At 60.0% G+C, this 22,177-nt stretch carries 18 protein-coding genes; 9 read left to right on the top strand and 9 right to left on the bottom strand.

The window, feature by feature from the left end; all coding sequences use genetic code 11:
* The first annotated feature begins 211 nt into the window (after window positions 1-211).
* Window positions 212-1,528, top strand: a complete 1,317-nt coding sequence (locus tag PMI37_RS13500; RefSeq protein WP_008081636.1) for an MFS transporter — start codon at window positions 212-214, stop codon at window positions 1,526-1,528.
* Between the two features lie 113 nt (window positions 1,529-1,641).
* Here PMI37_RS13500 and purT read toward each other — a convergent pair whose 3' ends face one another.
* The 5 genes from purT to PMI37_RS13525 form a co-directional block, all read right to left on the bottom strand.
* Window positions 1,642-2,823, bottom strand: coding sequence for a formate-dependent phosphoribosylglycinamide formyltransferase (purT, locus tag PMI37_RS13505; protein ID WP_008081639.1), 1,182 nt, complete (start codon window positions 2,821-2,823; stop codon window positions 1,642-1,644).
* Between the two features lie 100 nt (window positions 2,824-2,923).
* A complete protein-coding gene (locus tag PMI37_RS13510) occupies window positions 2,924-3,391 on the bottom strand; it encodes a VUT family protein (protein WP_008081641.1) in 468 nt (155 codons plus the stop codon).
* Between the two features lie 136 nt (window positions 3,392-3,527).
* Window positions 3,528-3,743 (bottom strand): DUF1289 domain-containing protein, encoded by a 216-nt coding sequence (locus PMI37_RS13515; protein ID WP_008081643.1) that lies wholly within the window; start codon window positions 3,741-3,743, stop codon window positions 3,528-3,530.
* Window positions 3,740-4,264, bottom strand: coding sequence for a gamma carbonic anhydrase family protein (locus PMI37_RS13520; protein ID WP_007954617.1), 525 nt, complete (start codon window positions 4,262-4,264; stop codon window positions 3,740-3,742). Before PMI37_RS13520 ends, PMI37_RS13515 begins: the two co-directional genes overlap by 4 nt.
* A 45-nt stretch (window positions 4,265-4,309) precedes the next feature.
* Window positions 4,310-4,909, bottom strand: a complete 600-nt coding sequence (locus tag PMI37_RS13525; protein ID WP_008081646.1) for a CoA pyrophosphatase — start codon at window positions 4,907-4,909, stop codon at window positions 4,310-4,312.
* A 147-nt stretch (window positions 4,910-5,056) separates the two neighbouring features.
* On the opposite strand from PMI37_RS13525, the gene PMI37_RS13530 reads away from it, so the two are divergent.
* The 7 genes from PMI37_RS13530 to nagE all read left to right on the top strand — a co-directional run bounded on the left by PMI37_RS13530 (window position 5,057) and on the right by nagE (window position 13,937).
* Window positions 5,057-5,611 carry an NUDIX hydrolase gene (locus tag PMI37_RS13530; RefSeq protein ID WP_008081648.1) on the top strand — a complete coding sequence of 185 codons (555 nt, stop codon included), beginning with the start codon at window positions 5,057-5,059 and terminating at the stop codon, window positions 5,609-5,611.
* A gap of 74 nt (window positions 5,612-5,685) precedes the next feature.
* Window positions 5,686-6,201 (top strand): L,D-transpeptidase family protein, encoded by a 516-nt coding sequence (locus PMI37_RS13535; RefSeq protein ID WP_008081650.1) that lies wholly within the window; start codon window positions 5,686-5,688, stop codon window positions 6,199-6,201.
* Window positions 6,202-6,633: 432 nt separating this feature from the next.
* Window positions 6,634-7,365 carry a GntR family transcriptional regulator gene (locus PMI37_RS13540; protein ID WP_008081651.1) on the top strand — a complete coding sequence of 244 codons (732 nt, stop codon included), beginning with the start codon at window positions 6,634-6,636 and terminating at the stop codon, window positions 7,363-7,365.
* A gap of 24 nt (window positions 7,366-7,389) precedes the next feature.
* Window positions 7,390-8,496, top strand: coding sequence for an N-acetylglucosamine-6-phosphate deacetylase (gene nagA / locus PMI37_RS13545; protein WP_008081654.1), 1,107 nt, complete (start codon window positions 7,390-7,392; stop codon window positions 8,494-8,496).
* Window positions 8,477-9,499, top strand: coding sequence for an SIS domain-containing protein (locus PMI37_RS13550; protein ID WP_008081655.1), 1,023 nt, complete (start codon window positions 8,477-8,479; stop codon window positions 9,497-9,499). Before nagA ends, PMI37_RS13550 begins: the two co-directional genes overlap by 20 nt.
* A gap of 188 nt (window positions 9,500-9,687) precedes the next feature.
* On the top strand, window positions 9,688-12,201 hold the full coding sequence (ptsP, locus tag PMI37_RS13555) for a phosphoenolpyruvate--protein phosphotransferase (protein WP_008081656.1): 2,514 nt from the start codon (window positions 9,688-9,690) through the stop codon (window positions 12,199-12,201).
* A 23-nt stretch (window positions 12,202-12,224) separates the two neighbouring features.
* On the top strand, window positions 12,225-13,937 hold the full coding sequence (nagE, locus tag PMI37_RS13560) for an N-acetylglucosamine-specific PTS transporter subunit IIBC (protein WP_008081657.1): 1,713 nt from the start codon (window positions 12,225-12,227) through the stop codon (window positions 13,935-13,937).
* A 53-nt stretch (window positions 13,938-13,990) separates the two neighbouring features.
* Here the strand turns inward: nagE and PMI37_RS13565 are convergent, their stop codons facing one another.
* The 4 genes from PMI37_RS13565 to purL form a co-directional block, all read right to left on the bottom strand.
* Window positions 13,991-14,437 (bottom strand): hypothetical protein, encoded by a 447-nt coding sequence (locus PMI37_RS13565; protein ID WP_008081666.1) that lies wholly within the window; start codon window positions 14,435-14,437, stop codon window positions 13,991-13,993.
* Window positions 14,438-14,649: 212 nt separating this feature from the next.
* Window positions 14,650-15,012: a DUF6124 family protein gene (locus PMI37_RS13570; protein WP_008081670.1), complete on the bottom strand. Its 363-nt coding sequence runs from the start codon at window positions 15,010-15,012 to the stop codon at window positions 14,650-14,652.
* A 1,142-nt stretch (window positions 15,013-16,154) separates the two neighbouring features.
* Window positions 16,155-16,466 carry a Nif3-like dinuclear metal center hexameric protein gene (locus PMI37_RS13575; protein ID WP_008081672.1) on the bottom strand — a complete coding sequence of 104 codons (312 nt, stop codon included), beginning with the start codon at window positions 16,464-16,466 and terminating at the stop codon, window positions 16,155-16,157.
* Window positions 16,467-16,471: 5 nt separating this feature from the next.
* Window positions 16,472-20,368, bottom strand: coding sequence for a phosphoribosylformylglycinamidine synthase (gene purL, locus PMI37_RS13580; protein WP_008081680.1), 3,897 nt, complete (start codon window positions 20,366-20,368; stop codon window positions 16,472-16,474).
* Window positions 20,369-20,653: 285 nt separating this feature from the next.
* On the opposite strand from purL, the gene mltF reads away from it, so the two are divergent.
* A complete protein-coding gene (mltF, locus tag PMI37_RS13585; protein ID WP_081500510.1) occupies window positions 20,654-22,114 on the top strand; it encodes a membrane-bound lytic murein transglycosylase MltF in 1,461 nt (486 codons plus the stop codon).
* Window positions 22,115-22,177 lie beyond the last annotated feature (63 nt).

Consider the following 22,177-nt stretch of genomic DNA (forward strand, 5'->3'; position numbering starts at 1 on the left):
TTGATCGTTAGGCCCCTTCCTATAATCGAAGCGCTTACCCAAGCTCTGCCAAACCGTGTGCTTACCCCGCACACAACAGGTTTCGGCCATTTCCGCTGCACTCCGGCGACTGTTCCTACCTGAAACAGCGACCGCGCCTCATCCCACATCCCTGGGTGTTCGACCATAATAATTCGCTCCAACGGAGCTCATGACTGTCAGGGATCACCGCATGACGACCAGTACCGCTTACAGCGACACCGCGCCTGCCCAACCAACCAACTCCGCCACCCGCGTGGCGACGGCGAGTTTTATCGGCACCGCGATCGAGTTCTACGACTTCTATGTTTACGCCACGGCGGCCGCGCTGGTGATCGGGCCGGTGTTCTTTCCGCAGACGTCCGGCACCGCGCAGATGCTCTCGGCGTTTCTTACTTTCGGTATCGCCTTCCTTGCCCGACCGCTGGGCTCGGCGCTGTTCGGCCATTTCGGTGACCGTATCGGACGCAAGTCGACGCTGGTCGCATCCTTGCTGTTGATGGGCGTATGTACAACGCTGATTGGCGTGCTGCCGGGTTACGCCACCATCGGCGCGTGGGCACCGATTCTATTGTGCGTGCTGCGTTTTGGTCAGGGCCTGGGATTGGGCGGCGAATGGGGCGGTGCCGCCCTGCTCGCCACGGAAAACGCACCGAAGGGCAAACGCGCGTGGTTCGGCATGTTTCCGCAGCTCGGCCCTTCGATTGGTTTTCTCGCGGCCAACGGTTTGTTTCTGACTCTGGCCATGACCCTCGATGATGAGCAATTTCGCAGCTGGGGCTGGCGGATTCCGTTTCTGCTCAGCGCGGTGCTGGTGATGGTCGGCTTGTACGTGCGCTTGAAACTGCATGAAACGCCGGTATTCGCCAATGCCATCGCGCGTCAGGAGCGGGTGAAAGTGCCGCTGGTCGAGCTGTTCAGCCAGTATTGGGCACCGACCTTGTTGGGCGCAGCGGCGATGGTGGTGTGCTATGCGCTGTTCTATATCTCGACGGTGTTCTCCCTGAGCTATGGCGTTTCCACGCTGGGTTACAGCCGCGAGACATTCTTGGGATTGCTGTGCTTTGCCGTGCTGTTCATGGCGGCTGCGACGCCGCTGTCGGCTTGGGCCAGCGATCGCTATGGGCGTAAACCGGTGCTGATCATCGGTGGCGTGCTGGCGATTCTGTCCGGGTTTTTGATGGAACCATTGCTGACTCAGGGTTCGACCTGGGGCGTGGCGCTGTTTCTGTGCATCGAATTGTTTTTGATGGGCGTGACGTTTGCGCCGATGGGGGCGCTGTTGCCAGAGCTGTTTCCGACCCACGTGCGTTATACCGGTGCTTCAGCGGCGTATAACCTGGGCGGGATCGTCGGGGCCTCGGCGGCGCCGTTCTTTGCGCAGAAATTGGTGGCGATGGGTGGTTTGAGTTATGTCGGCGGGTATGTGTCGGGGGCGGCGGTGCTGAGTTTGATTGCGGTGCTGTGTCTGAAAGAGACGCGGGATAACGATCTGAATCAGGTTGCCTGACAGATCGCTATCGCGGGCAAGCCCGCTCCCACAGGGATTTCTGTTGATCACAATTTTTGTGTACGACAAAAAACCTGTGGGAGCGGGCTTGCCCGCGATGGACGCGACTCGGTTTAGAGTTCTACGACAACAGCCTGAGCAGCACGGGTCGCCTTGGCACGCGCTGCCTCGATCGACTCATCCCGCGCCAACGCCACGCCCATGCGGCGCTGACCATTCACTTCCGGCTTGCCAAACAGGCGCAATGCCGTATCCGGCTCGCTCAACGCAACGCCGAGATTGGCGAATGCGGTCTGCGTCGACTGCCCTTCCACCAGAATCACTGCCGAAGCCGATGGCCCGAACTGACGAATCAACGGCACCGGCAAGCCCAGAATCGCCCGAGCGTGCAACGCGAACTGCGACAGATCCTGCGAAATCAAGGTCACCAGACCGGTGTCGTGCGGACGCGGCGAGACTTCGCTGAACCATACCTGATCACCTTTGATGAACAGCTCAACACCGAACAGACCACGGCCACCCAGCGCTTCAGTCACCGCTTTGGCAACGCGCTCGGATTCAGCCAGAGCAATCGGGCTCATGGCTTGTGGCTGCCACGATTCCTGGTAGTCGCCCTTCTCCTGACGGTGACCGACCGGCGCACAGAACGTGGTGCCGCCGATATGGCGCACGGTCAGCAGGGTGATTTCGTAGTCGAAATCGATAAAGCCTTCGATGATCACCCGACCTTTGCCGGCGCGACCGCCCTCTTGCGCGTAATCCCAGGCTTTCTGCACGTCATCGGTGCTGCGCAGCAGGCTCTGGCCTTTGCCCGACGAGCTCATCACCGGTTTGACCACGCATGGGAAACCCAGGTCCTGAACGGCTTTGCTGTAGTCCTCGAAGGTGTCGGCAAAGTGGTAAGGCGAGGTCGGCAGGTCCAGCTCTTCAGCGGCCAGACGACGGATGCCTTCGCGGTTCATGGTCAGTTGCGCAGCGCGCGCGGTCGGGATCACGGTGAAGCCTTCGGCTTCCAGTTCAACCAGAGTGGCGGTGGCGATGGCTTCGATTTCCGGCACGATGAAGTGCGGCTTCTCGGCTTCGATCACCGCACGCAGAGCGGCGCCGTCGAGCATGTTGATCACGTGGCTGCGATGGGCAACTTGCATGGCCGGCGCGTTGGCGTAACGGTCGACGGCGATCACTTCAACGCCCAGGCGTTGCAGCTCGATCACCACTTCCTTGCCCAACTCACCACAGCCACACAGCAATACGCGGGTCGCGGTTGGCGACAATGGAGTTCCGATACGGGTCATCTCAGGTCCTCAAAGAAGCGGATCATCGAGGAAAGCAACGCCAGCCGCGCTTTCCATGGGGAGAAAGCGCGGCATTTTACATGAACCCGAGGCTTTGGCTTCAGCCGGCGACGGCCTGTTTGCGATCGCGCCAGGCCATGATCAGCCAGACGGCGGTGACGCCAGCGAATTTCGACAGCAGCGCGGTGATGATCACCGGCGGTGTCAGCAAGTCGATCATGCCGAAAAAGATGAAGGTGTCGAGGGGGATGCTCAGTGCCGAACTGATCCACAAGCGGTCGCGCAATGGCCGTTTGGTGATGCTGAACACCAGCCAGTCGATGCACTCGGAAACCGCGAACGCTGTGGCGCTGGCCAGCGCGATGGAGGGATCGGAGGTGACGTAGGACAGCACCAGCGCCGCCAGCATTGCCACGATGGAGCCGTGGCCGAAACGGGTTTGCACCATGTCGCGCAGCACGAACACCAGGCCGCCCCAGGCCGACCAGATGATGTCCAGGTGCGGAGCGGTAGAGAAGGCGAAATTGATCAGCACGACGCTGCTGATGTAGGCGATGAGGAAAATCATGGAGGCGACCTGGCAGATTGGCGCACAGATTACTTCAGCCAAAGCAGAATCAAAAGATCGCAGCCTTCGGCAGCTCCTACAAGGGAACGAATTTCAAATGTAGGAGCTGCCGAAGGCTGCGATCTTTTGCTCTTTGCTACTTGTTCGGGGTCGACCCAATCATCCACACCAAACCACTCGCCTTCGCCCGCTCATGACACAACCCCAGCACCACCCGGCGCTCGTCATTGCTCATGCGGCCCCAACGGGTAATCTCTTCCACCGTACGCTGGCAGCCAGTACAAATATCCTCCTCATCCAGCGCACAAATATTCACGCACGGCGAGGCGACCGGTCTTTCTGGCGTGTTCATTCTTCCTGCTCAACCAGATCACGCGCGTAACGCTGGGAGTTATGCACATAGTGCGCGGCGCTGGCTTCGAGCATCTTCTTCTGCGGCTCGGTCAGCTCACGCACAACCTTGCCCGGTGATCCCATCACCAGCGAACCATCGGGAATCTCCTTGCCCTCACCAATCAGCGAGTTGGCGCCAATGATGCAGTTCTTGCCGATCTTCGCGCCGTTGAGAATCACCGCGTTGATGCCGATCAGACTGTAATCGCCCACGGTGCAGCCATGCAGCATGGCGTTGTGGCCGATGGTCACGCCGGTACCGATGGTCAGCGGATAGCCCATGTCGGTGTGCATCACGGTGCCGTCCTGCACATTACTGTTCTTGCCGATCAGGATCAGTTCGTTGTCGCCACGCAGCACGGCGTTGAACCAGACGTTGGCGCCCTCTTCCAGTTTGACCTTGCCCACCAGCACGGCGTTGGGGGCGACCCAGCTCTGCGGGTGGGTCTCGACACGGGCGTCGCCCAAGCGGTATTTCATCTTGTTTTCCTCAGGGCTCACGGTGATGGCCATTCGAACGATGGCTTACGTGCCAATAAAGCTTTTCGGCGGTTGGTGCAGACTGATCTTGGCGTCATAAAGCAGATTGATCAACTCGACGATCATGATCGCCGTCAGGCCCCAGATCTTGAAGTCGCCATAGCGGTAGCTCGGCACGTACCAGCTGCGACCTTGATAGTCGATGCGATGGGTGTGTTCGCGGGGGTCTTTGCGGAAGAATTCCAGCGGTACGCTGAACACCGCGGCGATCTCGGCATCATTGGGCTGATACTCGACGAAATCGGGGATTACGCCGACATAAGGCGTGACCTTGATGCCGTGCAGGGAGATCAGCGGGCTGAGCGGGCCGATCACTTCGACCAGTCCCGGCGGCAGACCGATCTCTTCCTCTGCTTCGCGCAGGGCGGTGAAAATCAGATCCGGGTCTTCGGGATCGCGGCGTCCACCGGGGAAAGCCACTTCGCCGCCATGGGTCGAGAGCCCGCTGGCGCGCAGGGTCAGCACCAGTTCCGGCTCGTCACTGCGGGTGATCGGCACCAGAACGGCGGCCTCGGGGAAACGTTTGTCGGTCTCCAGCGTGCGCGGTGTGTGGTTGCTTACCCGATGCAGTAGCTCGTCCAGCATGAGTGTTCTCGATCAGTGCCTTACCCTGCATCATGCACCAATCATTGCAGCCGCCCAAGCCCCCGAATCTCGCCATGTCGCGAAACGACAACTTGCCGACCGACACCGCTGCACGCCAAGATAGGCGCAGCATTCAGGAAGCCCAGCATGAAATTTTGCAGCCACTGCGGTAACCCGGTCACCCAGCGCATTCCCGAAGGCGATTCGCGGCTGCGATTTGTCTGTGACAGCTGTCAGACCATTCACTATCAGAACCCCAATATTGTCGCCGGTTGCGTGCCGACCTGGGGCACGAAAGTGTTGCTCTGCCGTCGCGCCATCGAACCGCGCCTCGGTTATTGGACGCTGCCCGCCGGTTTCATGGAGAACGGCGAGACCATCGAACAGGCCGCGATCCGCGAAACCGCCGAGGAAGCCTGCGCCCGCGTGCGTAATCTGAGCATCTATACGCTGATCGATGTGCCACACATCAGTCAGGTGCATGTGTTCTTCCGCGCAGAGCTGGTTGATCTGGACTTTGCCGCCGGCCCCGAGAGCCTTGAAGTGCAACTATTCGACGAAGCCGACATTCCATGGGATGAGCTGGCTTTCAGGACGGTGGGGCGTACCTTAGAATGCTTCTTTGCTGATCGGCGGGTTGAGGTGTATCCGGTGCGTTCGGAATCGATTCCGCCGTTGGTGCAGCCGGTCATTGTTGGTTAGAAGATCAAAAGATCGCAGCCTGCGGCAGCTCCTACATAAATCCTGTTTGCTTCACTCCCTGGGGAATCGTTTCAATGCGCTGGTTGCTTGCCCTGTTCTGCCTGTCGTTCGTCAGCGTCTCCCAAGCGTCCTTCGTGACCACCGTGACGCCGGCGAATACCCCGCTTATCGAGAAAGTTCTGGTGCTCAAATCGGCGCATCAACTGCAGTTGATTGCCGACGGCAAGCCGCTGAAGACCTATCGCATCTCCCTGGGCAAGGGCGCGAAAAAAGGCCCGAAGCTGATTGAAGGCGACAAACGCACACCGGAAGGTTTCTATTGGATCGACTGGCGCAAGACCAGCGACAAATTCAACCTGTCGATGCACATTTCCTATCCGAACATCAGCGACTCCGCCCGCGCCCGGCGTGAAGGCGTCGAGCCTGGCGGGATGATCATGATCCACGGCACGCCGGATTCCGAAGAAACCCCGGAAGACCTGTTCCACACCCTCGACTGGACGGACGGCTGCGTCGCCATGCGCAACGTTGACATGCGCGAAGTGTGGAGCCTGGTGCCGGATGGCACGATGGTTGAAATCCGCCCTTAACCTGTGGCGGGGGATTCAGCGAAACGCCGCACCGCCCCGTTGGGTGGCGAAGCCGCCCCCGCGTTCTCTCAGCCAAACCGAGTTGGCAGGTTTTGCGACTGCTGCGCAGTCGATCGGGGATAAATCCCCTCGCCACAGAGTGCTCATTCAGCAGTACCGCTGGTCACCCGCAAAAAAATAAATCAAAAGATCGCAGCCTGCGGCAGCTCCTACAGAGGTGATACCACTTTCCACTGTAGGAGCTGCCGCAGGCTGCGATCTTTTGCTTTTCACGGCCCACCTTTAATACCACTTCAAACAATACCTGGTACAAGCCGCCATTTCATTGGGCTAAATGCCGATTACCCGCGTTGACATGGTATTCAAGTGGTATTAATTTCCGCCTCACAAGCGAGCCACAACAATCCTATACTCGCGCCGGAAATGACCTACATGAACGACCTCCACGCCCTACGTCCAGACGACTCCCAGCCGACGCCGCTGTACCTGCAACTGGCGCGCAATCTGGAAGCGGCGATCCATGCCGGGCAGTGGAAGTCCGAGCAAGCGATGCCGTCCGAGCGCAATCTCAGTGAAATGCTCGGTATCTCTCGGGTTACCGCACGCAAGGCCCTGGAAGTCCTCCTCGATCAAGGCCTGATCCGTCGCCTGCAAGGTTCCGGCACCTTTATCACGCCGCGTCTGGAACAACCGCTGTCGCGCCTGTCCGGTTTCAGCGAGATGCTGCGCTTGAAAGGTTTCGTGCCCAGTTCGAAATGGCTGGAGCGCGAAATCACCCTGCCGACCCACGAAGAATTGATCCGCCTCAGCCTGTCGCCGAACGACAAGGTCGCGCGCATGAAACGTCTGCGCAAAGCCGATGACACGGTGATGGCCATCGAGATGAGCACCCTGCCCGCCTCGATCATGCCCAAGCCACAACTGGTCGGCGATTCGCTCTACGAATACCTCGACGGCATCGGCAAACCGATCGTCCGCGCCTTGCAGCACATTCAGGCGATCAACGCCTCGGACGAGTTCGCCGCGCTGGTCGGCATCGCCCCCGGCACCGCGATGCTGCTGATGACCCGGGTCGGCTACCTCGAAGACAACACACCGATCGAAGTCACCGACACCTATTGCCGCAACGACTACTACGACTTTGTTGCAGAGCTTCGCCGTTAAGCGCAGCCACAAGCGAGAACCAAAATGTCCGAAGACAACATCCTCACCGCCAGCGGCTGGATTCGCGGCCGGCTGATCCACGAACACGGCAAAGTCGTGTCGATCGAAGGCGTGCCTTGCGATCCGGCGAGCAATGACCTGCCGTATCTGCTGCCGGGCTTCATCGACCTGCACGTGCATGGCGGTGGCGGCAAAGACATCATGGAAGGCGCCAGCGCCTTCGAGACCATCACCAAAACCCACGTGCGTTTTGGTACCACCTCGCTGCTGGCCACCACCATGACCGCGCCGAGTGCCGAGATCTCCAGCGTGTTAAAGGAAGTCGGAGAATTCTGCGAACAGCGTCCGAAAGGTGCCGCGCGCGTTCTCGGCGTCCACCTCGAAGGCCCGTACATCAATCCCGGCAAACTCGGTGCACAACCGAACTTCGCCCACACCGCGTTGATGGCCGAAGTCGAAGAATATCTGGCACTGGCGCCGATCCGCGTGATCACCATCGCCCCGGAAATCGCCGGTCACGACGGCTTGATCCGCGAACTCAGCAGCCGGGGCGTGCGCATGCAGATCGGCCACACCCTCGGCAGTTACGAGGAAGGCGTTGCTGCAATGGAGGCTGGCGCAACCAGTTTCACCCACCTCTATAACGCCATGAGCCCGCTGCATCACCGCGAGCCGGGCATCGTCGGCGCGGCACTCGCCCACGCCAAATTCGCCGAGCTGATTCCGGACTTGCTGCACGTGCATCCCGGCGCGATTCGCGTGGCCCTGCGCTCAATCCCGTGCCTGTATTGCGTCACCGATTCGACCGCCGCCGCCGGCATGCCCGACGGTGAGTACAAGCTCGGCAGCCACACCGTGACCAAATGCCTGGGCGGCGTGCGCCTGCCCGATGGCACGTTGGCCGGCAGCACGCTGACCATGGATCAGGCCCTGCGCAATCTGGTGAAGATCGGTTTGCCGATCGCCGAGGCTTCGCAGCGTCTGTCGCAATTCCCCGCCGACTACCTCGGCATCACCGAACGCGGGCGCCTTGCACCAGGTGCCTGGGCCGACTGCGTGCGGCTCGATCGCTCACTCACACTGACCGCCGTCATGGTCGAAGGAGAAGACATTGACTTCAAAAATGCTTGAGGAGGCGCTGTCCTCGTTCGAGGCCGTGCAAGCCCAACTGCAACAGCTCGACCCGCAGATGATCGAGATCGCCGGACGCCTGCGCCGTCAGCCACCGCAAGTGGCGATGACCGTTGCGCGCGGCAGCTCCGACCACGCGGCGAGCTACTTCGCTTACCTGACCATGCAGCAACTGGGCGTGCCGGTGGCGTCGTTGCCGATGTCAGTGGTGACCATGCAGCAAGCGCCGTTGAAGGTCAGTGGTCAGGTCGCGTTCGCCTTTTCGCAATCGGGACAAAGCCCGGATCTGGTCAACAGCCTGCGTCTGTTGCGCAAGCGTGGCGCGCTCAGTGTGTCGATGGTCAACGCCGCCGATTCGCCACTGGATGCTGCGTGTGAGTTCAGCGTGCCGCTGCTCGCCGGGACTGAAAGTAGCGTCGCCGCGACCAAGAGTTTTATCGCCACTCTCAGCGCCAGCGCTCGTTTGATCGCGCACTGGAAAGAGGACAGCGAATTGCTCGAGGCCGGTAAAGCCCTGCCTGAAGGCCTGCGCGAAGCGGCAAAACAGGACTGGAGCGTGGCCATCGAAGCGTTGCGCGATTGCGAGCGTTTGATGGTGATCGGCCGTGGTGCCGGTTTCGCCATCGCTCAGGAAGCGGCGCTGAAATTCAAGGAAACCTCGGCGATTCAGGCCGAAGCGTTCAGCAGCGCCGAAGTGCGTCACGGCCCGATGGCGTTGATCGACGAACACTATCCGTTGCTGGTTTTCGCACCGCGCGGTGCTGAACAGGCTGGCCTGTTGAGCCTGGCAGCAGAAATGCGCCAACGCGGCGCTCGTGTGTTGCTGGCCGCGCCGGATGACGTGAGCGAACGCGACCTGACACTGACCCGCGCCGAACACCCGGCGCTCGATCCGATTCTGGCGATCCAGAGCTTCTACGTGATGGCGGCAGGTTTGGCCGTGGCCCGTGGCATGGACCCGGACCAACCGCGCCACCTGAGCAAAGTAACCCGCACGCACTGACACCCGTTGATCGATGCATAACCCTATCGGCGGATGCAGAACCGTCGATTGATGCACAACCCCTGTAGGAGCTGCCGAAGGCTGCGATCTTTTGATTTTGATTCACAGGAAACAAGATCAAAAGATCGCAGCCTGCGGCAGCTCCTACAGGGGATATCGAACCGAGATTTAACCGATGAGACCGAGCCATGCACAACAACAATAAAGAGCTGACCCTCAGCGCCCCGCTCAGCGGCCCGGTGCTCACGCTCGCCAAAGTCCCGGACGCGGTGTTCGCCAGCGGCGCAATGGGTGACGGCATCGCCATCGACCCAATCAACGACACGCTGTACTCGCCGTGCGCCGGCGTGATCATCCACGTCGCCCGCACCGGCCACGCACTCACCGTGCGTGCCGACAACGGCGCGGAAATCCTCCTGCATCTGGGCCTCGACACCGTTGAACTGAACGGCGAAGGTTTCTCGATGCTGGTCAAGGAAGGTGGTCGCGTGACTCAGGGCCAGCCGTTGTTGCGCTACGACCTGGACAAGGTCGGCCAACAGTGCAAAAGCCTCGTCAGCCTGTTGATCCTGACCAACAGTCAGGATTTTCAGGTACGTCCGATTACGCTGAAAGCGGTGAAAGTCGGCGATCCGCTGCTGCACATTGTGGCGCGCAATGGTTCGGCAGCGAGTGCTGAATTCGTCGGCGGGCCGGAGGTTCAGGGTCATGTCTTGGTGGCTCATCGCGGTGGTTTGCATGCGCGCCCGGCAGCGCTGATTCGGCAGACCGCGCAAGGTTTCAAGAGCCAGTCGCAACTGCACTTCGGTGGTAAATCGGCGCCGTGCAACAGCCTGATCGGTTTGATGGGATTGGCGGTTGGCGAACAGGATGAAGTGCAGGTCAGCTGTCAGGGGCCGGATGCTGAAGCGGCGCTGCAAGCGTTGCTCACGGCGCTGGCGACTGCCCTGCCGGATGATCATCACGCGGCGGCACCGATCCATGTTGCGCCTCTTAAACGTCCGGCCGAAGCAGGTGTGTTGCACGGTGTCTGCGCCGCGCCAGGTTTCGTCGGTGGGCCACTGTTTCGTTTGAACGCGATCAGTTTGCCGCTGGACGCGGGCAATCACGATCCGCTGCAACAACAGCAAGTGCTTGAAGCTGCACTGCAACAGGTCAGCAGCGAAATCGACGGCACCCTCGCCCAAGCGAAGAAGCACAAGAATGCCGATGAAGAAGCAATCTTCGCCGCGCATTTGGCGTTGCTGGAAGACCCGGCGCTGCTCGACGCGGCACAGCAATCCATCGAACAAGGCACTGCGGCGACTCACGCCTGGAGCCAGTCGATCGACGTGCAGTGCGAAGTCCTGCAGCACACCGGCAGCGCGCTGCTGGCTGAGCGCGCCAACGATCTTCGCGACCTGAAACAACGCGTACTGCGTGCGTTGCTCGGTGAGGCGTGGAATTACGATGTGCCGGCCGGTGCCATCGTCGCTGCGCATGAACTGACGCCTTCGGATCTGCTGCAACTCAGCGCCCAAGGCGTCGCCGGTTTGTGCATGGCCGAGGGTGGCGCGACTTCACACGTGGCGATACTCGCTCGCGGTAAAGGTCTGCCGTGCATGGTTGCACTGGGTTCGGCGTTGCTTGATCAGCCGCAAGGCCAATCAGTAGTGCTCGACGCTGACGGTGGACGTCTCGAACTGACACCAAATGCCGATCGTTTGGCTGAAGTTCAACAGGCGCAAATCGATCGCCAGCAACTTCGCGACGCGCAGCAGGCCAATGCTCACTTGCCAGCAGAAACGCGAAATGGCGTGCACATCGAAGTCGTCGCCAATGTCGCCTCCAGCGCTGAAGCGGCAGATGCCTTTGCCAACGGCGCCGATGGCGTCGGTCTGCTACGCACCGAGTTTCTGTTCGTCGATCGGCAGACCGCGCCGGACGTGGAAGAGCAACGCAGCGCCTACCAAGCTGTGATCGATGCGATGGGCGATAAGTCAGTCATCATCCGCACCATCGACGTCGGCGGCGACAAACAACTCGACTACCTGCCGCTGCCGATCGAAGCCAACCCGGTGCTCGGTCTGCGCGGCATTCGTCTGGCTCAGGCCCGCCCGGAAATTCTCGATCAGCAACTGCGCGCGCTGCTGCAAGTCAGCCCGCTGCGTCGCTGCCGAATCCTGTTGCCAATGGTTACCGAAGTCGACGAACTGCTGCACATTCGCCAGCGCGTAGAAGCGCTGTGCCTGGAGATGAACATCGCTCAGCGTCCAGAAATCGGCGTAATGATCGAAGTCCCCGCCGCCGCATTACAGGCCGAACAACTCGCCGAACACGCTGACTTCCTCTCCATCGGCACCAACGATTTGTCGCAATACACCCTGGCCATGGATCGCGATCACGCCGGTCTGGCCGCCCGCGTCGACGCCCTGCACCCGGCGCTGCTGCGCCTGGTCGCCATGACCTGCGAAGGCGCGGCGGTGCACAAGCGTTGGGTCGGCGTCTGCGGCGCCCTCGCCTCTGATCCGCTGGCCACGCCAGTGTTGATCGGTCTGGGCGTCACCGAACTGTCGGTCAGCCCGGTGCAAATCGGTGAAATCAAGGATCGCGTGCGCCAGGTGCACGAAGCCGAATGCCAGCGCCTCAGCCGCGACCTGCTCAAGCTGAGCAGCGCCGCCGCCGTGCGCCACGCCTGTCATCAACATTGGCCTCTGCGCTAACAAAAACAACAAGGACAAACGCCATGTATCAACTCTTCATCGAAGGCCTGCAACGCCTCGGCCGCGCGCTGATGCTGCCGATCGCGATCCTGCCGATTGCCGGCCTGCTCCTGCGTCTGGGTGACACTGACCTGCTGAACATCGCGATCATCCACGATGCCGGCCAAGTGATCTTCGCCAACCTGGCAATGATCTTCGCCATCGGCATCGCCGTCGGTTTCGCCAAGGACAACAACGGCACCGCCGGCCTCGCCGGGGTGATCGGTTATCTGGTGATGATCTCCACACTGAAGGTGCTCGATGCGAGCATCAACATGGGCATGCTCGCCGGCATCGTCGCCGGCCTGATGGCTGGCGCGCTGTACAACCGCTTCAAGGACATCAAGTTGCCGGAGTATCTGGCGTTCTTCGGTGGCCGGCGGTTTGTGCCGATTGTCACCGGGTTCGCAGCGGTCGGTCTGGGCGTGGTGTTCGGCTACATCTGGCCGCCGATCCAGCACGGCATCAACGCCTTCGGCGCCTTGATGATGGAAAGCGGCAGCATCGGCGCGTTCGTGTTTGGCGTGTTCAACCGCCTGCTGATCGTCACCGGCCTGCACCACATCCTTAACAACATGGCGTGGTTTGTGTTCGGCAACTTCACCGACCCAACCACTGGTGCACTGGTGACTGGCGACTTGTCGCGCTACTTCGCCGGCGATCCGAAGGGTGGCCAGTTCATGACCGGCATGTTCCCGATGATGATCTTCGGCCTGCCGGCGGCGTGTCTGGCGATGTACCGCAATGCGCTGCCGGAACGCCGCAAAGTCATGGGCGGGATTTTCCTGTCGATGGCGCTGACTTCGTTTTTGACCGGGGTGACTGAACCGATTGAATTCGCCTTTATGTTCCTCGCACCGCTGCTGTATCTGCTGCATGCGCTGCTGACCGGGTTGTCGATGGCGATTACCAATGCGTTGAACATCCATTTGGGCTTCACCTTCTCCGGCGGCTTTATCGACATGATTCTCGGCTGGGGCAAGTCCACCAATGGTTGGCTGGTGTTCCCGGTTGGGTTGGCTTACGCGGTGATCTACTACTTCGTCTTCGACTTCTGCATTCGTCGCTTCAATCTGAAAACGCCGGGGCGTGAGGATGTGGCTGTTAGTGAAAAAGCCGTGCTGACTGAAAACGAGCGCGCCGGTGCATACATCAAGGCGTTGGGCGGTGCTGAAAATCTGCTGACGGTTGGCGCCTGCACCACACGGTTGCGGCTGGAGATGGTTGATCGCAACAAGGCTTCGGATGCTGATCTGAAAGCGCTGGGTGCGATGGCGGTTGTGCGCCCCGGCAAGGGCGGCAGTTTGCAGGTAGTGGTCGGGCCGATGGCGGACAGCATTGCGGATGAGATTCGTCTGGCGATGCCTGCATTGGGGCGTGCTGTTTTGGTTGAAACCGCTGTTGTTGATGAGCCGAAAGTTGTGGCCGTTGCCGGTTCCGAGGCGCAGCAATGGCTGAACGCGTTGGGCGGCGGCGACAATGTGCTGCAACTGGATTGCATTGCGATGACACGGATTCGCCTGCAATTGGCGGATGGCAAGGCGTTGTCCGAGGCGCAGTTGAAGGATCTGGGGTGTCACGGTGTCAGCCAGTTGGATGGCGGGGTCTGGCATTTGCTGGTGGGGGATAAAGCAGCGAGTTTGAGCGGGGCACTGGAAAGCCTGGTGAATCGTAGCGAAGTTAGCGTGAAGGTTTAATCGACACAAAAAACCCGGCTTAGGCCGGGTTTTTCATCGCCAACAAATTCGGCTCAGGATGAATGCTGTTCCGCTTGGTAATGGCGGGTCTGAAATGGCATCAGCGTTTGAACCTTCAATCCAAGACTTTCTGCTAACCCCCAAGAAACGGCCAATTCATCTTTGCGATTGCGTAATGAAACCTTTGTTTGAGGCGCGACATCCTGCTTCGGTGTCGAGTGCGCGAAAAGCTCCAGCGCATGAAGCGTTTCCAATACGCGGGTATCCGAGACACACGAAAAACGCGTAAATCGCTCCAACAGGTAGGCGGCGCGCCGGCGTTCAACATCATCACTGTGAAGCTTCAGAAAGGCCTTAACTTCGCTTTCGACATTTGAATCCGAGTACCAGACTTCTTTCGCAGCATTCACCAGTGCAACGTCGTCGGCCTGATTCAGAGGGCTTCTGACGAGAGTGTCCAACGCGGATGAGAGGACGTGAGCGTCATTCAGCTTCGTCATCTGCTTTCTCCAGATAGTCTTGCAGCTTAGATAGAAGAGCTTCGCGAGCAGGCTCGCTCCCACAGTTTTAGTTGTGTTGAGGCTTCGAGAATCGGTTGACTTTCAGGCCGTCATCGCTGGCAAGCCAGGCTCCCACTGGTTCTTCACTGATCTCAAAATCGTGCACGACTTTGTGGGAGCCAGCCTGCTGGCGATGAATGATGACGCGGTCGTCAGGTTTGTGGATCAACTCGATCCAGTGCGCGGTTTACTGCGAGTTCGGCGAGCATGATGATTTGCTGGATGGCCAGAGCCGTGCTGCGTTGCAAGCCGCCTAGTTCGGTTGCGAAGTTGCTGGCCATGGCGTTTGCGCTGGCCAACGATTCACAGGCGTGGGCGAGCAGGCTTTCGGTGTCGACGCTGGGGTGGACGAGGAACATCGTGCTCGGTTGACGCGGCTTTTGTGGTTCGGGACTGAGGTAGAAATCGAGAGCGCGTTTGATGGCTTCGCGGTTTTTGGCGAGGTCTTCGGCGTGGATGGCGGCTTCGAGTGGTGTGGTGGTTTCGTGGGGTGGGTCGGGGATTAGTTTGTCCATCGAACAAGTCCTTTTAAGTATTGCAGCCACTTGCTCTCGATCTCACTCGAAGAAGGGTGGCAGCCATGTACGGAGTGAGATTACCGGTAAGGACCCCAAATCCGGCCGGACCGAAGTCCGCCCGCACATAGCCGCCATAAGGAACTGCTGACAGCGTGAGCTGGCCGCAATTATGGGGGCACTTGTCTGGGGATCCAAATCGGGTATCTCACCTCCCGGTCGCTGAATTGGCAGCGACAGGCAAAGACTAGAGAGCGGGCGTCCGACGTACAACCTGAAAATCTTGTGGGAAGGTTCTGCTATTTCTACACAAACCTAAACAGACTCTGATTCTTTGGTGATTGGACTGACCCCATCGCCAGCAGGCTGGCTCCCACAGTTTTGACCTGATGTATTCAGACAGAAATTGGTTGGGTGTCAGGCCGCCATCGCTGGCAAGCCAGGCTCCCACAGGGATTGTGGTGCATCTGCGGGTGATTGGTTGCTGTGAGGTTGTTATCGCGAGCAGGCTCACTCCTACAGTTGGATTGGGTACACCTGAAAGAAACAGGTCGGCTGGCAGTACGCCTTCGCGAGCAAGCTCAGCTCCTACGACAGCAAGATCAAAAGATCGCAGCCTGCGGCAGCTCCTACAAGGGCAGAAGCCGAACGCGCCGCGCTCCTCACCACTCAACAGGATGAGCGCAAGCTCGGCTGCAGCTTTTGATCTTGATCCACAGGCCCCGTCGGCAGGCTGAGTGGAGGGATTTATCCGGGGGTGGGAGCGCAGCGACCGTTTGGCGCAGCCAAATGCATCGAGAGGAGGTGCAGCGGAGCAAACCGGAGGCGATGCGCCCGGATGGATCCCGGAGCGAAGGAACCCCGAGCTTTAGCGAGCGGGCCGAACGTTGGGGCAAGCCTTTTTGGTTACTTTTGACTGGGCCGGCATTCCGGGCGTTTGTCAAAAGTGACCCGCCGTAAGGGCGGAACCGTCAGCCGCAGCGCCCGAAGAAACGGATATTCACTCAGTCAGACAGAGCATGGTCGCCTGTCAGGGCGCCATCGCGAGCAGGCTCACTCCTACAGAAAAGCAAATCGGGGGCAACAAAAAACCCGCAGACAATCACTCATCTGCGGGTTTCCCGTTTCAGCCGCCAGGAAGATCAGAAATCTTCCAGCCGCCACACCTCATAAGCCGGCGTCTCGTAGGGATGACTAAGCTTCAAAGCCGCCACAACAGCAACAATCAACTCATCCGCCACCACCAGCTCAACCTTCCATTCCTCAACCTGCTCAACCTGTCCCGTTTCACCAATGAACGGCTGACTGCCGTCCAAAGGTCGAAACTGGCCCAGACCAAGCACCTGCCACGCACAGTGGTCATAGTCACCGATCCGCCCACCACCGGCAGCGAACACAGCCCCTTTGACCACCTCGACATGACTGTCAGGAACAAAAAACGCCAGCTTATACACGACGATCAGTTAACCCAAACGCGTGCATTACGGAACATACGCATCCAAGGTGCGTCCTCGTTCCAGTCCTCCGAACGCCACGAGTTCTGCACGGCACGGAACACACGCTCCGGGTGCGGCATCATGATCGTCACACGGCCATCACGGCTGGTGAGACCGGTAATCCCGCGCGGCGAACCGTTCGGGTTGGCCGGATACGACTCAGTGACCTTGCCATGGTTGTCGACGAAACGCATCGCCACGCAACCCGACAGATCGGCTTCCAGCAGTGCTTCTTCGCTGGAGAACTCGGCGTGACCTTCACCGTGAGCGATGGCGATCGGCATACGCGAACCGGCCATGCCCTGCAGGAAGATCGAGTTCGATTCCTGGATCTGCACCATCGCCACACGCGCTTCGAACTGCTCGGAGCGGTTACGCACGAAGTGCGGCCAGAACTCGCTGCCCGGGATCAGCTCGTGCAGGTTGGACATCATCTGGCAACCGTTGCACACGCCAAGGGTGAAGCTGTCGTTACGCTCGAAGAAGCCCTGGAACGCATCGCGGGCGCGGCTGTTGAACAGTGCCGACTTGGCCCAGCCTTCACCGGCGCCGAGCACGTCGCCGTAGGAGAAACCACCGCACGCCACCAGACCTTTGAACTCGTTCAGGTCAACACGCCCAGCGAGAATGTCGCTCATGTGCACGTCGATCGCGTTGAAACCGGCGCGGTCGAACGCAGCGGCCATTTCCACCTGACCGTTGACGCCCTGCTCACGCAGCACGGCAACCTGTGGGCGAATGCCTTTCTTGATGTAAGGCGCGGCGATGTCCTGGTTGACGTCGTAGCTGAGCTTGACGCTCAGGCCCGGGTTGTCTTCTTCCAGCAGCACGTCGAATTCTTGCTCGGCGCAGTCGGCGTTATCGCGCAGACGCTGGATCTGGTAGCTGGTTTCAGCCCAGGTACGTTGCAGCAGACGACGCTGGCCTTCGAACACGGTGTCACCGTTGAAGGTGATGTTGATCTGGCCATTGTTGATCGGCTGACCGATCACCGACACGCAGTCGCCCAGACCGGCCGCGCTGAATTGCGCGAGGATGTCTGGTGTGGCGTCCTGACGAACCTGGATCACTGCGCCCAGTTCTTCGTTGAACAGGATCGCGGCGATGTCGGCGGTGGTTTCTGCCAGACCGTCGAGGTTCAGGCTCAGACCGCAGTGGCCGGCGAAGGCCATTTCCACCACGGAGGTCAGCAGACCACCGTCGGAACGGTCGTGGTACGCCAGCAGGTGACCGTCGGCGTTGAGGCCCTGGATCACCGCGAAGAAGGCTTTCAGGTCTTCAGCGTCATCAACGTCCGGCGCGTGTTTGCCGAGCTTGCCGTGGGTCTGTGCAAGGATCGAAGCACCCATACGGTTCTGACCGCGACCGAGGTCGATCAGGATCAGGTCGGTGGTGCCCTTGTCCATGCGCAGTTCCGGGGTCAGGGTCTGACGGATGTCAGCCACTGGCGCGAAACCGGTCACGATCAGCGACATCGGCGAGGTCACGGTTTTTTCTTCGCCGTTGTCGTTCCAACGGGTAGCCATGGACATCGAGTCCTTGCCCACCGGAATGGTTATGCCCAGCTCAGGGCACAGCTCCATACCGACCGCTTTCACGGTGTCGTACAGACGCGCGTCTTCGCCCGGGTGGCCGGCAGCGGACATCCAGTTCGCCGACAGTTTGATGTCGGAGATCTTGTTGATGCGCGACGCGGCGATGTTGGTCAGGGTTTCGCCGATGGCCATGCGGCCCGACGCCGGAGCGTCCAGCAGAGCCAGCGGAGTGCGCTCGCCCATCGCCATCGCTTCACCGGTGTAAACGTCGAAGCTGGTGGCGGTGACGGCAACGTCAGCCACCGGAACCTGCCATGGGCCGACCATTTGATCACGGGCCACGAGGCCGGTGATGGTGCGGTCGCCGATGGTGATCAGGAAGCTCTTGCTCGCCACGGCCGGGTGATGCAGAACGCGTTCGATGGACTCGCTGATGTCGAGGTTCGACGGATCGAAGTCATCGCCCAGCTCGGCTTCACGAACCACCGAACGGTGCATGCGCGGGGCTTTGCCCAGCAATACTTCCAGTGGCATGTCCACCGGGTTATTGCCGAAGTGGCTGTCGGTCACGGTCAGTTGCGGCTCGGCAGTCGCCTCGCCCACTACGGCAAACGGGCAGCGCTCGCGTTCGCAGATCGCCTGGAAGCGCGCGAAGTCTTCCGGGCCTACCGCCAGAACGTAACGTTCCTGGGATTCGTTGGACCAGATTTCGTGCGGGGCCATGCCCGGCTCGTCGTTGGGAATGTTGCGCAGTTCGAAACGGCCACCGCGGTCGCCGTCGTTGACCAGTTCCGGGAAAGCGTTGGACAGACCGCCCGCGCCGACGTCGTGGATGAAGCTGATCGGGTTTTTGTCACCCAGTTGCCAGCAACGGTCGATGACTTCCTGGCAACGACGCTCCATCTCAGGGTTTTCACGCTGTACGGAAGCGAAGTCGAGATCCGCCGAGCTGGTGCCGGTGGCCATCGAGGAAGCCGCGCCGCCACCCAGACCGATCAACATCGCCGGGCCGCCGAGGACGATCAGCTTGGAGCCTACGACGATCTCGCCTTTCTTGACGTGCTCTTCGCGGATGTTGCCCATGCCGCCGGCCAACATGATCGGCTTGTGGTAACCACGAACTTCGTCACCGTGCGGGGTGGTGATCGACTGTTCGAAGGTACGGAAGTAGCCAGTCAGGGCCGGACGACCGAATTCGTTGTTGAACGCAGCGCCGCCGAGCGGGCCTTCGATCATGATGTCCAGCGCGGTAACGATGCGCTCAGGCTTGCCGTACGGCACTTCCCACGGCTGTTCGAAGCCCGGGATCTGCAGGTTGGATACGGTGAAACCGGTCAGGCCAGCCTTTGGCTTGGCGCCACGGCCGGTTGCACCTTCGTCACGGATCTCGCCGCCGGAACCGGTCGATGCGCCCGGGAACGGAGCAATCGCGGTCGGGTGGTTGTGGGTTTCAACCTTCATCAGGATGTGCACCGGCTCCTGCACCGCGCCGTACTGGCGGGTTTCAGGGTTCGGGAAGAAACGGCCGGCAACGTTGCCGACGATCACCGAGGCGTTGTCCTTATAAGCCGACAGAACGCCTTCGCTGTGCATCACGTAGGTGTTCTTGATCATGCCGAACAGGCTTTTTTCCTGGTTCTCACCATCTATATCCCAACTGGCGTTGAAGATCTTGTGGCGGCAGTGCTCGGAGTTGGCCTGGGCGAACATCATCAGTTCGATGTCGTGCGGGTTGCGCTTCAAGCCATTGAAGGCGTCGACCAGATAGTCGATTTCGTCTTCAGCCAGGGCCAGACCCAGCTCGGTGTTGGCTTTTTCCAGCGCGGCGCGACCACCACCAAGGATGTCGATCGCGGTCAGCGGCTTCGGTTCGGCGTGGCTGAACAGACCGGCGGCCTGTTCGAGGTTGGCCAGCACAATTTGCGTCATGCGGTCATGCAGCACGTCGGCGATCTGTTGCGCTTCGGCGTCGCTGAACTGACCGGCAACGTAGAAGGCGATACCGCGCTCCAGACGCTGGATCTTGCTCAGGCCGCAGTTGCGGGCGATGTCGCTGGCCTTGCTCGACCATGGCGAGATGGTGCCGAAACGCGGCAACACCAGAAACAGACGACCGGTCGGCTCTTGTACCGGAACGCTTGGGCCGTACTTCAGAAGGCGCGCTAGCACCTGCTGTTCGTCGCCGGTCAGGTCGCCGGTGACTTCGGCGAAGTGAGCGAATTCAGCATACAGGCCACTGACAGCTGGAACCTTCTGGCTCAGTTGCTCAAGGAGTTTGCTGTGGCGAAAGGCAGAAAGGGCAGGAGCGCCGCGCAGGATCAACATCTTCGGGACAGCCTCGGGAAGGGGTGTGCTTTGAGGCCGTGCATTCTAGCCTAAACCGCCCTCAACATCACCCGAAACGCTACGCACGGTTGCACTCGGGTATCAATCTGTGTTTCCGACTCCAGAGTCAGGTAAATCGGCTATACAGAGGCCGCTTATTTTTACTGTAACAAAAAGCCGCGAAGGCCCGTTTCCAAGGGGTTTCGTGCGGTTTTGTGATCGCTAGCAGACTGGCCCTGCGCTGTCGAGATATGGCGCCCGCAGCCGTTTGCGTATACTGCGCAGATGTTTTTCCCAACGGCTTTGCGTCCGCGGTACGCCAAATGGCTGATCGCAACCGGACTCTTCCTGATGCTCAGTGGCTGTGTTGATAAACCCAACACGCTGGAGCGCATAAAGGAGGATGGTGTGCTGCGCGTGATTACACGCAACAGCCCCGCCACCTACTTTCAGGATCGCAGCGGTGAAACCGGCTTCGAATACGAGCTGGTGAAGCGTTTCGCCGACGATTTGGGTGTCGAATTGAAAATCGAGACCGCCGACAACCTCGACGACCTTTTCAATCAGATCGGCAAACCCAACGGCCCGGTGCTGGCCGCCGCCGGCCTGGTCAGCAGCGAGCAGCGCAAGCAGCAGGTGCGGTTCTCGCATTCCTACCTTGAAGTCACCCCGCAGATCATTTATCGCAATGGTCAGTCGCGGCCAACCGACCCGGGTGATCTGGTCGGCAAGAAGATCATGGTGCTCAAGGGCAGCACCCACGCCGAACAACTGGCGGAGCTGAAAAAGAAATTTCCCGGCATCGAATACGAAGAGTCCGACGCGGTTGAAGTGGTCGACCTGCTGCGCATGGTCGATGAAGGTCAGATTGACCTGACCCTGGTCGACTCCAACGAAGTGGCGATGAACCAGGTGTATTTCACCAACATTCGCGTCGCCTTCGACCTCGGCGATGCGCGTAGCCAAAGCTGGGCGGTAGGCCCGGGCGAAGACAACAGCCTGCTCAACGAGATCAACGCGTATCTGGACAAAGTGCAGAAGAACGGCACCCTGCAACGCCTGAAAGACCGCTATTACGGCCACGTCGACGTGCTTGGCTACATGGGCGCCACGACCTTCGCCCAGCACTTGCAGCAGCGCCTGCCGAAGTACGAACAGCACTTCAAGAATTACGCAAAGAAAGAGAAAGTCGACTGGCGCTTGCTCGCGGCCATTGGTTATCAGGAATCGCTCTGGCAACCGACCGTCACCTCGAAGACCGGCGTGCGCGGGCTGATGATGCTGACCCAGAACACTGCGCAGGCGATGGGCGTGTCCAACCGCCTCGATCCGAAGCAGAGCATCATGGGCGGGGCGAAATACCTGGCTTATATGAAGGATCAGCTCGACGATTCGATCAAGGAACCGGATCGCACCTGGTTCGCCCTGGCGGCGTACAACGTCGGCAGCGGTCACCTCGATGACGCGCGCAAACTGACGGCCAAGGAAGGGTTGAACCCGGACAAATGGCTGGACGTGAAGAAGATTTTGCCGCGCCTGTCGCAGAAGCAGTGGTACAGCAAAACCCGTTACGGCTATGCCCGGGGCGGCGAACCGGTGCATTTTGTGGCGAACATTCGTCGTTATTACGACATTCTGACCTGGGTGACGCAGCCGCAGCTTGAGGGCGACCAAGTGGCTGAAGGCAATTTGCATGTGCCGGCCATCGACAAGTCAAAACCCGCTCAAGAACCTGCCCCGCTTTAAAGCAAAAGATCGCAGCCTTCGGCAGCTCCTACAGGAATACACATTCCAATGTAGGAGCTGCCG

Origin of the sequence: Pseudomonas sp. GM80, from assembly GCF_000282515.1 — a bacterium.
Taxonomy (GTDB): Bacteria; Pseudomonadota; Gammaproteobacteria; order Pseudomonadales; family Pseudomonadaceae; genus Aquipseudomonas.

Bases quoted from the DNA above. Each gene is read 5' to 3' on its own strand.
- PMI37_RS13500 (WP_008081636.1), top strand. From the start codon at position 212: ATGACGACCAGTACCGCTTACAGCGACACCGCGCCTGCCCAACCAACC.
- purT (WP_008081639.1), bottom strand. From the start codon at position 2,823: ATGACCCGTATCGGAACTCCATTGTCGCCAACCGCGACCCGCGTATTG.
- PMI37_RS13510 (WP_008081641.1), bottom strand. From the start codon at position 3,391: ATGATTTTCCTCATCGCCTACATCAGCAGCGTCGTGCTGATCAATTTC.
- PMI37_RS13515 (WP_008081643.1), bottom strand. From the start codon at position 3,743: ATGAACACGCCAGAAAGACCGGTCGCCTCGCCGTGCGTGAATATTTGT.
- PMI37_RS13520 (WP_007954617.1), bottom strand. From the start codon at position 4,264: ATGAAATACCGCTTGGGCGACGCCCGTGTCGAGACCCACCCGCAGAGC.
- PMI37_RS13525 (WP_008081646.1), bottom strand. From the start codon at position 4,909: ATGCTGGACGAGCTACTGCATCGGGTAAGCAACCACACACCGCGCACG.
- PMI37_RS13530 (WP_008081648.1), top strand. From the start codon at position 5,057: ATGAAATTTTGCAGCCACTGCGGTAACCCGGTCACCCAGCGCATTCCC.
- PMI37_RS13535 (WP_008081650.1), top strand. From the start codon at position 5,686: ATGCGCTGGTTGCTTGCCCTGTTCTGCCTGTCGTTCGTCAGCGTCTCC.
- PMI37_RS13540 (WP_008081651.1), top strand. From the start codon at position 6,634: ATGAACGACCTCCACGCCCTACGTCCAGACGACTCCCAGCCGACGCCG.
- nagA (WP_008081654.1), top strand. From the start codon at position 7,390: ATGTCCGAAGACAACATCCTCACCGCCAGCGGCTGGATTCGCGGCCGG.
- ptsP (WP_008081656.1), top strand. From the start codon at position 9,688: ATGCACAACAACAATAAAGAGCTGACCCTCAGCGCCCCGCTCAGCGGC.
- nagE (WP_008081657.1), top strand. From the start codon at position 12,225: ATGTATCAACTCTTCATCGAAGGCCTGCAACGCCTCGGCCGCGCGCTG.
- PMI37_RS13565 (WP_008081666.1), bottom strand. From the start codon at position 14,437: ATGACGAAGCTGAATGACGCTCACGTCCTCTCATCCGCGTTGGACACT.
- PMI37_RS13570 (WP_008081670.1), bottom strand. From the start codon at position 15,012: ATGGACAAACTAATCCCCGACCCACCCCACGAAACCACCACACCACTC.
- purL (WP_008081680.1), bottom strand. From the start codon at position 20,368: ATGTTGATCCTGCGCGGCGCTCCTGCCCTTTCTGCCTTTCGCCACAGC.
- mltF (WP_081500510.1), top strand. From the start codon at position 20,654: ATGTTTTTCCCAACGGCTTTGCGTCCGCGGTACGCCAAATGGCTGATC.